The organism is Brevundimonas sp. GW821-FHT02A10 (genome assembly GCF_059422025.1).
Window position 1 is genome coordinate 373490 of record NZ_JBWKWC010000003.1, and the last position, 14286, is coordinate 387775.

A 14286-nucleotide genomic window follows, 5' to 3' on the forward strand; every position below is an offset into this window, starting at 1 on the left:
AAGGTGCCGCCAGTGGCGCTGGAGGGAAAATCGCTCATCGCTCGATCGTCCCGGTGCGGCGAATCTTCTTCTGCAAGGTCAGCAGGCCATAGACCAGAGCTTCCGCCGTCGGCGGGCAGCCCGGGACATAGACGTCGACAGGTACAACGCGGTCACAACCGCGCACAACACTGTAGCTGTAGTGATAATACCCGCCGCCATTGGCGCAGGAACCCATCGACAACACGTAACGCGGGTCCGGCATCTGGTCGTAGACCTTACGCAGGGCGGGAGCCATCTTGTTCGTCAGCGTACCGGCGACGATCATCAGGTCGGACTGCCGCGGGCTGGCGCGAGGGGCCATGCCGAAGCGCTCCAGATCATAGCGCGGCATCGACGCCTGGATCATCTCCACGGCGCAACAGGCCAGACCGAAGGTCATCCACATCAGCGAACCGGTGCGGGCCCAGGTGATGACGTCGTCGAGCGGCGCGGTGATGAAGCCCTTGTCGGCGACCTCGGTGTTGACCGCCTCGAAGAACTTGTCGTGCAGCTTGGGGTCATAGCCCTCGACGGTCGAGCGCGCACCCATGCCGAAGGCGACGGGTTGGCCGTTCGGGCTGAGCAGGGGCGAGGCGCCCGAGTTGCCGCGACCGATCAGGGGGGTGTCGTTGGTCACTATTCCCACTCGAGGGCGCCCTTCTTCCATTCGTAGATGAACCCGACCGTCAGAACGCCGAGGAAGACCATCATCGACCAGAAGGCGAAGACCATGCCGGCGTGGCTGAGGTCGAACATCGACACGGCCCACGGGAACAGGAAGGCCACTTCCAGGTCGAAGATGATGAAGAGGATGGAGACGAGGTAGAACCGCACGTCGAACTTCATGCGGGCGTCGTCGAAGGCGTTGAAGCCGCACTCATAGGCGGACAGCTTCTCCGAGTCGGGGCTGTTCGGCGCCATCAGCAGGGCCGCGACGATAAACAACAGGCCGATGACCGCCGCGATCCCGATGAAGATCACGACCGGCAGGTACTGCAGAAGGAATGCGTTCATAAAAAATAGCCTCGCGGGCCGGATGGGGAGTCCGGCTGATCGGGGGGATTCGGCGCTTCTTAGACCCAACAACGCTGCCGTTCAAACCCATGCGGCAAAAGGGTTTTCATTGAGAATGGTTCGCAGATTTCAGGCCGAATTCTCGAAGATTCCCGGCGTCGCAAAAAGTGCATGCGAACCTGAATTCGTCGCTTGACCCGCCGCGATGGTCCGCCTAAACGACGCCCCTCGCCGCGGCGCACCACGCCGCAGCGAGCAACGCGGGTGTAGCTCAGTTGGTTAGAGTGCCGGCCTGTCACGCCGGAGGTCGCGGGTTCGAGCCCCGTCACTCGCGCCATTCTTTCTGTGATCAGAAAGAATGGCGCGTCCCCCGCCTTCCCTGTCAAGACAATGAAAAACGCCGGCTCCTCGCGGAGCCGGCGTTTTCGTTTTCAGGCCCCAACCTGATGATACCCATCAGAGCGGCCGATCGGCCTTCAGCAGCGCCTGCGGCTTCGCCTGGGCGTCCAGCCGCGCCCGGTCGCCGGCGGTGATCTGGACGAAGCGGAAGCCGCGGCGGTTGAGTTCGTCCAGCAGGCCCGGCAGGGCGGCGATCATGGCCGGATGGGTCTCGTGAATGATCAGGACGCCGCCGTCGCTCTCGGCCATATTGACCAGGGTCCGGCGGGTGATGGCCTCGGCGCCGATGCCGCGCCAGTCGTCCGTGCCGCCCTCGGCGCCCACGACAGCGATTCCCGCCTCGCCCAGCCAGTTTCGCAAGCCCGGGCTGTCGCCGAGCCCCGGAAAGCGGAAGAAGGGCTCCACCTGGCCCGGAGCGGCGTTTTCGACCGCCAGGAAGCCGCGGCGAATCTCGGCCTGGGCCGTCTCCCTGCCCCACCCCGCCAGACGCGTCGGATGCGACCAGCTGTGGCTGCCCACATTATGCCCGCGCCTGACCGCGTCGCGGACGATGTCGGGGCGCAGGGCCGCATACTGGCCCACATAGAAGAAGGTCCCGCGCAGGCAGCGGGATTCCAGAATCGCCATGACGGCCTGCGACCCGCGCGGATCAGGGCCGTCGTCGATGGTGATGGCGATAGTGCGCGGGCCCAACGGCGTGCGGCGATACTGCAGGTTTCCATAGGCGCCGGGCGTGCCCAGAACGACCTGCTCGATCCTGCCCGGGAAGTTCGGCGCGGTCGGGCATGGGCCCACGGCCTGGGGCGCGCCCGTCGCCTGCACCGGACGCGGCGCGGGCGGCAGGAACCAGGCCCCCACGGCCACCAGAAGGATCAGAACAAGCCGCACCCGCGCCCCCGCAAAGCTCGGCAAGCGTTCTCGCCCATCCAACGCGGGTTGACGAGAGGGTTAACGTGAAAGGCGAGCGGCTGTGGCGGGAGCGCCGCTGAAAGCGCTAGTGAAGCGCCAGTTCCTCGGCCGGATGGACGAAGGCGGGCTGGCCGCTGACGTCGGCGTAGACCATGCACAGGTCCTCGAAGACGCGGTTCCAGGCGAAGCGCTCGACGGTGTGGACCCGGGCCGCGGCGCCGATGGCCTCAATGTCGCGCGCGAACAGGGCCTCGATGGCGGCGGCGTATTCGACCGGGTCGGCCGAGGCGGCCAGCTGGCCGACCTCATTGGTGACGGTCTCTGCGACGCCGCCGGCGTTGACGCCCACGACGGGCCGCCCGCAGGCCATGGCCTCCAGCACAATCAGGCCGAAGGGCTCCTTGTCGTTGGCGTGGACGAAGGCATCGCAGCTGGCGATGATCCGGGCCACCGCGCGCGGGTCCTTCTCGTACGGCAGGGCGATGACGCGATCCTCGGCGGGCATCCCCTGCCCCGCCCCGACCAGCACCAGATGATAGGGATCGCCCAGCTTCTGGACGGCCTCGATCAGGACATCGATGTTCTTCTCGCGCGCGGGACGGCCCGCAAAGCACAGCAGGCGCGCGCTGGCGGGCAGGCCCAGCTTCTTGAGCAGCCAGTCGCGGTCGCGGCGATCGGGGCGGAAGGTGTCGATCTCCACGCCCAGCGGTCGGATGACGATATTGCCGACGCCGGCCTCTTCCAGACGGCGTGCGATGAATTTGCTGGGCGAGACGACGCGGTCGAACTGGCCGAACAGCTTGGCCCAGCGCTTCTCGACCGGCTTCTTGGCCCATTCGCCGAAATGCAGGGCCGCGAGGCCGGCCGGGTCGGAGTGGCAGAAGCCGACGACCGGGCAGCCGGCTCTCTGGCCCGCCTCAAGCGCGCCCTGGCCGGGCGTATAGGGATCGCCGGCCTCGATGATGGCGGGCTTCATGGACGCGACCCAGGCGCCCCAGCGCTTGACCGAGGACGGCCAGCGATAGCCGTCGCCGAAGGGCAGTTTGGTCGCACGCAGCTTGATGATGCCGTCCGCGCCCGCGTCGTGTCGGGCGCCCGGCACAACCAGGGAATGGCTGACGCCCGGCCGATTCTCGGCCAGCCAGAGCTTCTTGGATTCCAGATAGCGCTTCACCCCGCCCGAGCGCGGCGCATAGAGCATGGTGGTGTCGACCAGCCGCGGCCGGGGATCCTCGGCCGAGGCCTTGAGAATCCTGAGGGTCTCGGCGACTTCCTCGTCCCAGCCCGGAATCAGGCGCAGGTCGGCTTCGGTGACGTCGAGATCGACCAGGCTCATTGAAGACTTCTCCGCTCGCTTCGACCGGGCAACGCGCGGCGTGCGAGTTTGGATGCGGGCGGCTTTCTTACGCGGGACCATGAAACGCCCCTAGACCCGCTCAACGCCAAGCTCAAGCGGTATCGTCTGCCCCCGGATCGTTGCCCGTGATCGAGACCCCGCGGCGCAGCAGGGCCTCGCGCAGCAGCACCTCGACCTGGGCGTTGACCGAGCGCAATTCGGCGGCCGCCAGACGTTCGACGGCCGCCATCACGCCCGGAGAGGCGCGCATCAGGAAGGGCTTGCGCGGTTTGGCCGCCATCAGCCGTAGAGGGTGCCGGTGTTGACCACGGGCTGGGCCTCGCGGTCCGCGCACAGCACGACCAGCAGGTTGGAGACCATGGCCGCCTTGCGATCCTCGTCCAGATGGATGACGCCGCGCGTGCTCAGATCCTCCAGCGCGGTCTCGACCATGCCGACGGCGCCCGTGACGATCAGACGGCGCGCCGCTAGGATGGCCTCGGCCTGCTGACGCCGCAGCATGGCCCCGGCGATTTCGGGGGCATAGGCCAGGTGGGCCAGACGCGCCTCATCAACCACAACGCCCGCCACGCCGCAGCGTTTGGCCAGTTCATCCCGCAGCCGGGCGGCGACGTCCTCGGCGTCAGCGCGCAGGGTCAGCTCCTGATCCACGCCCTCGACCTGTTCGCCGTGGTCGTAGGCGTAATGGGAGGCGATGTCGCGCAGACCGGTGTCGACCTGGATATTCACGAAGGCCTGGTAGTCGTCGACATCGAACAGGGCCTGGGCCGAATCCGACACTCGCCAGACGACGTTGGCGGCGATCTCGACCGGGTTGCCGCGCTTGTCGTTCACCTTGAGTTTGTCGCTGGTGATGTTTCGCGCCCGCAAAGAAATCTTCTTGCGGCTGTACCAGGGCAGAACCCATCGCAGGCCGGTGTGCCGATCCGTGCCACGGTAGTCGCCGAACAGCAGTATCGCGGTCGCCTCGTTCGGTTGCAGCGAATAGAGACCGCAAAGGATCAGCAGGCCGACGACCGCCGTAACTATCCCGCCGACGACCGCCAAAGCCTGCTCCGGATTGGACGAGGTCAGGCCGGCGCCGCTGAAACCGAGGATCGGCCCCGCCACGATAAGCGCCATACCGAGCAGCAACATCAGCGCGCCATTGGCCGTGCTGGCCGCCCTTTCCGTGGACGTCGAATGGGTCGTCATAGGTGAATCCCTCCGTGGTTCGTTATCGAAATGATATCACTTTGATCGCGTAACTGACAAGCTGCATCGTTGCGAGATGCTTTCAAAGCTGTCGTTCCGGCCTTGCAATCGCCTCAAATTCGAGAAACTTGAGGCAAGCTCGCGGACGCCCTGTTACAGGGTCGCGACAATCGTGCGCGTGTGTGTCCACAGGGGTTTCTACCGAATGCGTAAACTGCTCGCGACCGCTGCAGCGCTCGCTCCGCTGATGGTCGCCACTGGCGTTCAGGCGGAGGTCGTCGTTTCGACTGCCCGTACGACTCCGATCCAGACCTCGAACGCCACCGGTACGGCGGCGGACAACATCCGGATCTCCTCGGACGGAAAGATCACCCTCTCGTCCGGCACGGCGGTTCTGATCGATTCGAACAACACCCTGACGGTCGACAGCGGCTCCTCGGTGAACATCGAGAATGCGGCCGACAATTCGATCGGCGTGCTGGTCAACGGCGGCGTGACCACGGGGCTGAACATCAACGGCCAGGTCGTTGTGTCCGACACCCTGACCACCTATCCGGACACCGACAACGACGGCGACATCGACGGTCCGTGGGCCGTGGGAACCAACCGCTACGGCGTTCGCCTGGCCGGCGCCGGCGCGGTCACCGGCAACGTCAACATCGGCGCGACCGGCATCATCCAGGTGGACGGCAACAACTCCGTTGGCCTGGCCGTGGACACCAATCTGGTCGGCAACCTGACCAACCTCGGCAACATCACCGTCTACGGCGATAATTCGTCGGCCGTCCGCACGACCGGTGCGGTCACGGGCAATGTGCTGCTGGACGGCGCCATCAACTCCAACGGCGCCAATTCCTCGGCGGCCCAGATTCTCGGCGACGTCTCGGGCGCGCTGACGATCCAGGGCGCCTTGACCTCGAGCGGCTATCACTACAACGCCCTGGGCAGCGCAGCCTTTGTCGCCAAGCTCGACGCCGACGACCTGCTGCAATCGGGCTCGGCAGTCATTGTCGGCGGCAATATCGCGGGCGGCGTCATTTTCGACACCCCGCCGGCCGACAAGGACACCGCCAACACGGATGAAGACGGCGACGGCCGCGTAGACACGACCGAGGGCTCGGCCAATGTGATCGTGTTCGGGTCCGCGCCGGCCGTCGTGGTCGGCTCGGCGACCCATTCGGTCACCCTGGGCGCGGTGGGCACGGGGGCGGACACCGCCTACGGCTTCATCAACAAGGGCTCCATCGTCGGCAACGGGATTTACGCGGGTATCGCGGCCAACGGCGTCCAGTTCGGCGTCGCCGGCGGTCAGGCGGTCAATGTCGCCGGCGGTATCTTCAACGTTGGGACGATCGCCGCCGTGGCCAATGAGGGCGCCGCCACGACCCTGCATCTGGGAGCCGGTACGAGCACCCCGACCCTGCGCAACGACGGCATCCTCAGCGCCGCCACGACCTCCACGACCGCAGCCGCGGCCGTCACCGGGATCCAGATCGACGCCGGCGCCAATGTGGCGTCCTTCACCAACAACGGCACCCTGCTGGCCACCTCGAGCGGGGGCAAGGCGAACGTCTCGGCCCTGGTCGATCTCAGCGGCACGCTGACCACCATCCTGAACACCAGTTCCCTGCAGGCCAACCTGCTGTCTAACGCCGCAGGCGACACCCCGACCGGGACCGCTGTGGCCATGGACCTGCGCGCCAACACCACGGGCGTCACCTTCACCCAGACCGGGATCCTGAGCGCCACCGACAGCACTCTGCCGGACACCGACAACGACGGCGTCGACGACATCGACGAGCCCCTGCTGGTCGGCAACATCCTGCTGGGATCGGGCGCGGACACGCTCAACATCCAGAATGGCTATGTCCTCAGCGACATCGCCTTCGGGGCCGGAGCCGACGTCCTGAACATCACCGGCGGCGCCGAGGTTCGCGGCGCCCTGTCCGATACGGACGGTCAGCTGAACGTCAATGTGACCAACGGCCTGCTGGAAGCGCGTCAGAAGACACAACTGGCGGTCACCGGCCTGAACGTCGGCGCCAACGGCACCCTTGTCGTCTCGATCGACCCGGCGGCGGGCGTCACCTCCGGCGGCTTCAAGGTCAACGGCACCGCCAACATCGCAAACGGCGCCACGCTGGGCATCCGCTTCACGTCGCTGCTGACGGACCCGACGCGGTTCACCCTGATCCACGCCGACACCCTGAACTACGGCACGATCAACTCGGGCGCGGTGCAGGACAACTCCCCCTATTTGTTCGTGGTCTCGGCCGGCGCCAACGTCGCCGCTGGTGATGTCTATATCGACGCCCGTCGCCGCACGGCCTCGGAAATCGGCATGATCGGGGTCGAGTCCCAGGCCTTTGACGCGGTTTACAACGGCCTGGCCTCCAACTCGGCCCTGCAGAACGCCTTCCTGTCCGAAACGACCCGGGACGGGCTGATGAACCTGTATGAGCAGACCCTGCCGGATCACTCTGGCGGCCCCCTGCTCTCCCTGGCCAGCGGCGTCGACGCCGTGACCCGCGCCCTGACCGGCCGCAACGCCTCCGCCGGCGTCGGCGAGACCAGCGCCTGGGTCCAGGAGATCAATTTCTACGCCGACAAGGACAAGACCGACACCTACGGCTTCCGCTCGGAAGGCTTCGGCGTCGCGGGCGGCGTCGAGACCGGCACCACCCTGGGCGCCGTGGGCGTGTCCCTGGCCTTCACCTCGTCCGACATCGAGGACCCTGAAGCCGAGGCCCAGGAGCTCCTGTCGGCCAGCCTGGTCGAACTGGGCCTCTACTGGCGCGCCCAGGGTCAGAACTGGACGACCTGGGCCCGTGCGGCGGCCGGTTATGCGACCTTCAGCGCCGACCGTTCGCTGGTCGGCGACGGCCTGTACCTGAACAACAAGTCGGACTGGAACGGCTTCACCCTGGCCCTGGCCGGCGGCGCCTCCTACGAGAAGACCTACGGCCGCCTCAACATCCGTCCGGAAATTTACGCCGAGTATTTCTCGCTGCATGAGAACGCCCGCACGGAATCGGGCGGCGGCGACGGTTTCGATCTCGATATCGACGAGCGCGACGGTCACATCCTGACCAGTGTCGCCGCGGTCAACATCGGCTACGGCTTCGGCTCGAACGGCTGGATCCGCCCCGAAATCCGCCTCGGCTGGCGCCAGAACATCTCGGTCGATCCGGGCGAGACCATCGCCCGCTTCCACTCGGGCGGCTCGTCCTTCACCCTGGACCCGACCAACATCGAGGGCGGCGGCCCGATCGCCGGCTTCCGCCTCTCAGTCGGCAACGAACTGGGCATGCTGACCGTCAACGCCGACGCCGAAATGCTGGAGGACTACGTCCGCTACACCCTGCTGCTGCGGGCCAGCTTCCGCTTCTGATCCCAAGGGTCAGCCAGACTACGAAAAGGCCGCCGGAGCGATCCGGCGGCCTTTTTGTTTGCCCGGAGTTGTCAGAGCGGGCCGGTACGGAGCCTTTGCATCGGCCAGGGATTGAACAGTCTCGCTTGAAGACGGACCTGCCCTTGCCCCCAGTGCTGAAGACGATCCGCCGCCATGCCGCCCGCCTCGGCGACCTTGGTCGACGCCGCTCGTCGCTGCTGCGACGAGTCCCGCCCCTTCCCGTCCTGATCGAGACGGCGGCTCGCGTCGGCTACGGCGCCCGGGGATTCGTCTATGCCTCCGTCGGAACCCTGACGCTGATGGCGGCGCTCGACATAGGCGGCCGGTCGGTCGGGACGAAGGGGGCGGCGGTCTGGCTGGCCCAGCAGCCGTTCGGGCGACTGTGGCTCGTTCTGCTCGGCCTGGGTCTCTGGGCGTTCGTCGGCTGGCGAATCCTGCAAGCCGTGTTCGACGCCGATCGCGAAGGCTCCGAACTCCGCGCCATCCTCCTGCGCGGGGGTCAGGCCGTGAGCGGCCTGTTTTATGGCCTGCTGGCCTCGGCCGTGTTCGAGCTGCTGGATGAGGTCGGGCCCTCGATGGCCGTGGAGGACGTCGCCGAAAACCAGCGCAAGGCGGAAATCCTTCTGGCCCTGCCGTTTGGCGACGCCTTGCTGATCGGCGTGGGGCTGGTGGTCACGACCGTCGGGGTCGGAAACATCCTCAAGGGCCTCAGTTCCGACTTCGGCGAGACTCTGGCCTGTTCGGAGCGACTCTGTCGCCGGCTGTCGCTCATCGCCCGCACCGGCTACGTCGCGCGCGGTCTGGCTTATCTGCCGCTGGCGGTGCTGGTCATCCTGGCCGGCTGGCATGCACGATCCAGCGATGTCGGCAGCTTCGGCTCGTCACTGGACGCCCTTGAGCGTCAGCCGGGCGGCTCTTGGCTGTTGGGGCTCACGGCGCTCGGCCTGATCGCGTTCGGGGTGTTCGCATTCGTCGAGGCCCGATTCCGGAAAATCCACGCGCCCCGTCAGCTCAATCCGCTCTAGCAGGAAGCGATGGTAGGCGGCGACGGGTTCGAACCGCCGACCCTCTCGGTGTAAACGAGATGCTCTGACCAGCTGAGCTAGCCGCCCTCACCGCATCACGGCGAAGACGCCGCGTTTGGAAGCGTGCTTTTGCCCGCCCTCGCCTATCCGTTCAAGACGCTTTTCAGACCTTCGCCGAGACGAAAGCGGGCAGTGCGCGACGCGGGGCGGCTGATGGTGGCTCCCGTCTGGGGATTGCGGGCGACGCCGGCCTTGCGGTCCACCACCACGAAAGCGCCGAAGCCGACGATACGCACGTCGTCACCCTTCTTCAGGGCGTCTGTGACGGTGTCTGTGAAGGCGTCGAGCGCCAGCCGGGCCTGGTCTCGCGAGATATCGGCGCCCGCCGCCATGGCGGCGATCAGTTCGGCCTTGGTCATTCCGGTCAGCATCCCCCTGTTTGACGCGTTTCCGCATCGCCCCGAACCCCTCCGGGAATCAGTAAGGACAGGTTTTGGCCTCGCGTCAAAAGAGAAACGCGGCCCGGGAGGTCCCGGACCGCGCTTTTCGTACCTAACGCCGGATCAACCCTGAGGTCGAACCAGGCCTAGTGGCTGACCACCGCCGAGCCGTCCGCAGCGGGCGGCGGCGTGGGGTTCAGCGGCTCGGCCGTCTCATCCCACTCGACCGGGGTCAGGCTGCCGACCAAGGCCCATTTGAGCGCCTCGTCCGCTGTGGAGATCGGCACGATTTCCAGCGCCGACTTCACATTGTCCGGCACGTCGGCCAGGTCCTTCTCGTTCTCCTGCGGGATCAGCACCGTCTTGATGCCGGAGCGCAGGGCCGCGAGCAGCTTCTCCTTCAGACCGCCGATGGCGGTGACCCGGCCGCGCAGGGTGATCTCGCCGGTCATGGCGATGTCCTTGCGGATCGGGATGCCGGTCAGGACCGAGACCATGGCGACCGTCATGGCCACGCCCGCCGAGGGACCGTCCTTGGGCGTCGCGCCGTCGGGCACGTGCACGTGGATGTCGGTCTTCTCGAACACCGGCGGCTTGACGCCGATGTTCAGGGCGCGGGCCCGGACGTAGGAGGCGGCGGCGGAGACGGACTCCTTCATCACCTCCTTGAGGTTGCCGGTCACGGTCATGCGGCCGCGGCCCGGCATCTTGATCGCCTCGATGGTCAGGATGTCGCCGCCGAACTCGGTCCAGGCCAGACCGGTGACGATGCCGACCTGGTCCTCCTCGTCCGTCTCGCCGTAGCGATACTTCTGGACGCCCGCGTATTCGGCCAATTTGGCCGCGTCGACGGTGATGGAGGACACGCCGGTCTTGGCCATCTCACGGACCGCCTTGCGGGCCAGACCACCGAAGGCCCGCTCCAGCGACCGCACCCCGGCTTCGCGGGTGTAGTAGCGGATCAGGTCGCGGATGGTCTCGTCGGGCACCACGAACTCGGCCGGCTTCAGACCGTTGTCGGTCGTGACCTTGGGCAGGACGTGACGCTTGGCGATCTCGACCTTCTCGTCCTCGGTGTAGCCGCTGACCCGGATGATCTCCATCCGGTCCATCAACGGTTGAGGCATGTTCAGGCTGTTGGCCGTGGTGACGAACATGACGTTGGACAGGTCGTAGTCGACTTCCAGATAGTGGTCGCCGAACGCATTGTTCTGGGCCGGGTCCAGCACCTCCAGCAGGGCAGAGGAAGGATCCCCGCGCCAGTCGGCGCCGAGCTTGTCGATCTCGTCCAGCAGGATGAAGGCGTTGGTGGTCTTCACCTTCTTCATCGACTGGATGATCTTGCCGGGCATCGAACCGATGTAGGTCCGGCGGTGACCGCGGATCTCGGCCTCGTCACGCACGCCGCCCAGCGACATGCGGATGTACTCACGGCCGGTCGCCTTGGCGATCGACTTGGCGAGCGAGGTCTTGCCGACGCCGGGAGGGCCGACGAGGCACAGGATCGGGCCCTTCAGCGAGTTGGTGCGGGCCTGGACGGCCAGATACTCGATGATGCGTTCCTTGACCTTCTCCAGGCCATAGTGATCCTCCTCGAGGATGTCCTCGGCCTTGGCGAGGTCGATCGGCTTCTGCTTGGTCTTGCCCCACGGGATCGACAGCAGCCAGTCGAGGTAGTTCCGGACCACGGTCGACTCGGCCGACATCGGGCTCATGTTGCGCAGCTTCTTGACCTCGGCCTCGGCCTTGGCGCGCGCTTCCTTGGACAGCTTGGTCTTCCGGATGCGCTTTTCCAGCTCCATGATCTCGTCGCGAGCGTCGTCGGTCTCGCCCAGCTCGCGCTGGATCGCCTTCATCTGCTCGTTCAGATAATATTCGCGCTGGGTCTTCTCCATCTGGCGCTTCACGCGCGAGCGGATCTTCTTCTCGACCTGCAGGACGGAGATTTCGCCCTCCATCAGGCCATAGACCTTCTCCAGACGCGCCGGGACCGCGATGGTCTCCAGCAGGGCCTGTTTGTCGGCGATCTTGACCGACAGATGGGCGGCGACGCTGTCGGCCAGCTTGGACGGTTCGGTGATCTGGGGGATGGAACTGAGGGCCTCGGGCGGGACCTTCTTGTTCAGCTTCACATAGTTCTCGAACTGCTCGACCACGGCGCGCAGCAGGGCCTCGGACTGGGCCGGTTCGCCGGCCTCGTCATCGATGGTCTCCGCCTCGGCCTCGAAATACTCCTCGCGGTCGGTGAATTTGGTCAGGCGGGCGCGGCCCTTGCCTTCGACCAGAACCTTCACGGTGCCGTCGGGCAGTTTGAGCAGTTGCAGGACGGTGGCGAGGACGCCGACCGGATAGATGGCTTCAGGCGTAGGATCGTCGTCGACGGAGTTCTTCTGGGTGGCGAGCAGGATCTGCTTCTCACCCTTCATGATCTCGTCGAGGGCGCGCACGGATTTCTCGCGACCCACGAACAGGGGCACGACCATGTGCGGGAAAACCACGATGTCCCTCAGAGGCAACACGGGCAGGGTTTTGGTCTCGGTCATTCTACTTACTCCCGGGCCATTGGAGATCTCCGGCCCGTCGCTCCGAAAAGCCCCGCGACATGCAGCGACCCCACGAAACGACCCGTCGATTCCGACGGCGCTCAGGAGAGTATGTGGTCTCACGGCCTCAGGGTTCAAGCGTGACCGGCGAACGGTCCACGGAAGCGTGATCCGCCGGTGACGCTGGACGGTTCAGGCGCGTTTTCCGCCGGGTGCGGAAGAAACGCGCGCGTTCGCTTCGCGGAGCGCATTTCGGCTCCGGCGACCTCTGTGGCGGCCGAAACTCACTTTAGGCGGGGATTTGGCCTTAACGGGCGCGATCGGGCTGCGTGCAAGCCCTTCAGAGGAAACGCAGTTCCTGCAGATCGACCTCCCGGACCAGCTTCTTGCCGGTGTCGGAATCGATTTCGCGGGCGCGCATCAGCCGGCCCAGTTCGTCGCGTTCGGCCCTCAGACCAGTCAGGCGGAGCTGGCGTTCGATCTCGTCGAGGCGGCGGGAGACGTCGACGTCCTCCTCGTCGGTGCGGGTGCGGGTCTCGATGCGCTGGCGGTAAAGGGCCATGAGCCGGGCGGCGATATCGGTGTAGACGTCCGGGTCCGGCTTGCCTTCGGACAGGGCGTGGGCCTTGTCCTCGATGGCCTGCAGCGCGGCATTGGCGGCGGCGACGCGGGACCGGTCCTCCTCCTGCTGGTGCGAAGGCTCGGGCGGCAGTTCGATATTCTTCATCAGCCCGGGCAGGACCAGGGTCGCCAGCACCAGCGACACGATGATCACCCCGGCGGCGAGGAAGATGGCGAGGTTGCGCGACGGCATCTCGGACCCGTCGGCCAGGACGAACGGCAGGGTCAGGATACCGGCCAGGGTGATGGCGCCGCGCACGCCCGCCATCGACATGACCATGGTCAGGCGAAGCCCGACCTTCGGCGGCGGGCCATCCTCCCGCCGACGCAGCAGGGTCATCTTCAGCGAGGTCCACACCCAGATGAAGCGCAGGGTCGCCAAGGCCGCGACGATGGCGAAGACATAGACCGCCAGCCACCACACCTCGGGACGGCTGGTGCCCGCCACCACCTCGGCGGCGCGCGCGAGGATCGAGGGCATCTGTTCGCCCAGAATGACGAAGATCACCCCGTTGGCGGCGAACTGGACGGTGTCCCAGACCACGGCGCGGCGGATACGGGTCGTGGCCAGTTGCTGGGTCTGGCCGCGCTCGGTGAAGCTCATGGTGATGCCGGCCGCGACGGCCGCGAGGATGCCCGAGGCGTGCAGCTCTTCAGCCACCAGATAGGCGGCGAAGGGGATCAGCAGGCTGACGAGGATCTGGGCCCCGACATCCTCGCCCCACTTCTTCGAGATGAAGTTCTTGGCCGTGGCGATGGCCAGGGTGACGACGATGCCCACGACCACGCCCGCGAGGGCCAGCCAGGCAAAGGTGCCGACCGCATGGCCGATGGAGAAGGCGCCGGTCGTCGCCGCCAGCACCGCGATCCGCATACAGGTCAGGCCGGTGGCGTCGTTCAGCATCGCCTCGCCCTCGAGGATATGCATGAGCCGCTTGGGGATCGGGACCCGGGCGGCGATGGCCTGAACCGCGATCGGGTCGGTCGGCGACAGGATGGCGGCCAAGGCGAAGGCCACCGGCAGCGGCATCTCCGGGATCATCCACCAGATCAGGAAGCCGAGGCCCACGACGGTGAACAGCACCAGCCCCAGAGCGAGCTCGAGGATCACCGCCCGGTCACGGAACAGGGCCTCCTTGGGAATGCGCCAGCCGTCGAGGAACAGCAGCGGCGGCAGGAACAGCAGGAAGAAGATGTCCGGCTTCAGGTCGATCGTATGACCGGTGATCAGGACGACGCCCGCCCCCAGCGCGATCTGCACCAGGGGCAGGGCGATGCGGGTGATCCGCGCCACGGCTCCCGAGACCACGACGGCCAGAAGCAGTAGCAGGACAGTCTCGATCACCGCCAT

11 protein-coding genes and 2 tRNA genes are annotated in these 14286 nt (G+C 66.4%); 3 read left to right on the top strand and 10 right to left on the bottom strand.

Annotated elements, in window-relative coordinates; all coding sequences use genetic code 11:
• Positions 1-34: 34 nt before the first annotated feature.
• Both AC07U0_RS11400 and AC07U0_RS11405 read right to left on the bottom strand, forming a co-directional pair.
• On the bottom strand, positions 35-688 hold the full coding sequence (locus AC07U0_RS11400; protein WP_494720119.1) for a NuoB/complex I 20 kDa subunit family protein: 654 nt from the start codon (positions 686-688) through the stop codon (positions 35-37).
• A complete protein-coding gene (locus AC07U0_RS11405) occupies positions 658-1035 on the bottom strand; it encodes an NADH-quinone oxidoreductase subunit A (RefSeq protein WP_492948058.1) in 378 nt (125 codons plus the stop codon). Before AC07U0_RS11405 ends, AC07U0_RS11400 begins: the two co-directional genes overlap by 31 nt.
• A 260-nt stretch (positions 1036-1295) precedes the next feature.
• On the opposite strand from AC07U0_RS11405, the gene AC07U0_RS11410 reads away from it, so the two are divergent.
• Positions 1296-1372: transfer RNA gene (locus AC07U0_RS11410), tRNA-Asp, on the top strand.
• 119 nt (positions 1373-1491) lie between these two features.
• Here AC07U0_RS11410 and AC07U0_RS11415 read toward each other — a convergent pair.
• From AC07U0_RS11415 to AC07U0_RS11430, 4 genes are all read right to left on the bottom strand, one after another.
• On the bottom strand, positions 1492-2322 hold the full coding sequence (locus AC07U0_RS11415; RefSeq protein WP_494720120.1) for a polysaccharide deacetylase family protein: 831 nt from the start codon (positions 2320-2322) through the stop codon (positions 1492-1494).
• A gap of 106 nt (positions 2323-2428) precedes the next feature.
• The gene (locus AC07U0_RS11420) at positions 2429-3679 is read right to left on the bottom strand and encodes a glycosyltransferase (RefSeq protein ID WP_494720121.1); all 1251 of its coding nucleotides are present in this window, start codon (positions 3677-3679) and stop codon (positions 2429-2431) included.
• A gap of 112 nt (positions 3680-3791) precedes the next feature.
• Positions 3792-3980, bottom strand: a complete 189-nt coding sequence (locus tag AC07U0_RS11425; RefSeq protein WP_494720122.1) for a type II toxin-antitoxin system antitoxin — start codon at positions 3978-3980, stop codon at positions 3792-3794.
• Positions 3980-4894, bottom strand: a complete 915-nt coding sequence (locus AC07U0_RS11430) for an SPFH domain-containing protein (RefSeq protein ID WP_494720123.1) — start codon at positions 4892-4894, stop codon at positions 3980-3982. Before AC07U0_RS11430 ends, AC07U0_RS11425 begins: the two co-directional genes overlap by 1 nt.
• Positions 4895-5099: 205 nt before the next feature.
• On the opposite strand from AC07U0_RS11430, the gene AC07U0_RS11435 reads away from it, so the two are divergent.
• Positions 5100-8285: an autotransporter outer membrane beta-barrel domain-containing protein gene (locus AC07U0_RS11435; protein WP_494720124.1), complete on the top strand. Its 3186-nt coding sequence runs from the start codon at positions 5100-5102 to the stop codon at positions 8283-8285.
• 152 nt (positions 8286-8437) lie between these two features.
• Positions 8438-9331, top strand: a complete 894-nt coding sequence (locus AC07U0_RS11440) for a DUF1206 domain-containing protein (protein ID WP_494720285.1) — start codon at positions 8438-8440, stop codon at positions 9329-9331.
• 10 nt (positions 9332-9341) lie between these two features.
• Here the strand turns inward: AC07U0_RS11440 and AC07U0_RS11445 are convergent.
• From AC07U0_RS11445 to AC07U0_RS11460, 4 genes are all read right to left on the bottom strand, one after another.
• A tRNA-Val gene (locus tag AC07U0_RS11445) sits at positions 9342-9418 on the bottom strand.
• A gap of 56 nt (positions 9419-9474) precedes the next feature.
• On the bottom strand, positions 9475-9750 hold the full coding sequence (locus tag AC07U0_RS11450; protein WP_494720125.1) for an HU family DNA-binding protein: 276 nt from the start codon (positions 9748-9750) through the stop codon (positions 9475-9477).
• A gap of 167 nt (positions 9751-9917) precedes the next feature.
• Complete coding sequence (gene lon / locus AC07U0_RS11455; protein ID WP_494720126.1) at positions 9918-12314, bottom strand: endopeptidase La; 2397 nt, start codon at positions 12312-12314, stop codon at positions 9918-9920.
• 340 nt (positions 12315-12654) lie between these two features.
• Positions 12655-14286 (bottom strand): Na+/H+ antiporter, encoded by a 1632-nt coding sequence (locus tag AC07U0_RS11460; protein WP_494720127.1) that lies wholly within the window; start codon positions 14284-14286, stop codon positions 12655-12657.

Excerpts from the sequence above, each read along its gene's own strand:
- AC07U0_RS11400 (WP_494720119.1), bottom strand. The coding sequence starts at position 688 with ATGGAAGAAGGGCGCCCTCGAGTGGGAATAGTGACCAACGACACCCCC.
- AC07U0_RS11405 (WP_492948058.1), bottom strand. The coding sequence starts at position 1,035 with ATGAACGCATTCCTTCTGCAGTACCTGCCGGTCGTGATCTTCATCGGG.
- AC07U0_RS11420 (WP_494720121.1), bottom strand. The coding sequence starts at position 3,679 with ATGAGCCTGGTCGATCTCGACGTCACCGAAGCCGACCTGCGCCTGATT.
- AC07U0_RS11425 (WP_494720122.1), bottom strand. The coding sequence starts at position 3,980 with ATGGCGGCCAAACCGCGCAAGCCCTTCCTGATGCGCGCCTCTCCGGGC.
- AC07U0_RS11430 (WP_494720123.1), bottom strand. The coding sequence starts at position 4,894 with ATGACGACCCATTCGACGTCCACGGAAAGGGCGGCCAGCACGGCCAAT.
- AC07U0_RS11435 (WP_494720124.1), top strand. The coding sequence starts at position 5,100 with ATGCGTAAACTGCTCGCGACCGCTGCAGCGCTCGCTCCGCTGATGGTC.
- AC07U0_RS11450 (WP_494720125.1), bottom strand. The coding sequence starts at position 9,750 with ATGACCAAGGCCGAACTGATCGCCGCCATGGCGGCGGGCGCCGATATC.
- lon (WP_494720126.1), bottom strand. The coding sequence starts at position 12,314 with ATGACCGAGACCAAAACCCTGCCCGTGTTGCCTCTGAGGGACATCGTG.
- AC07U0_RS11460 (WP_494720127.1), bottom strand. The coding sequence starts at position 14,286 with ATGGCGGTGATCGAGACTGTCCTGCTACTGCTTCTGGCCGTCGTGGTC.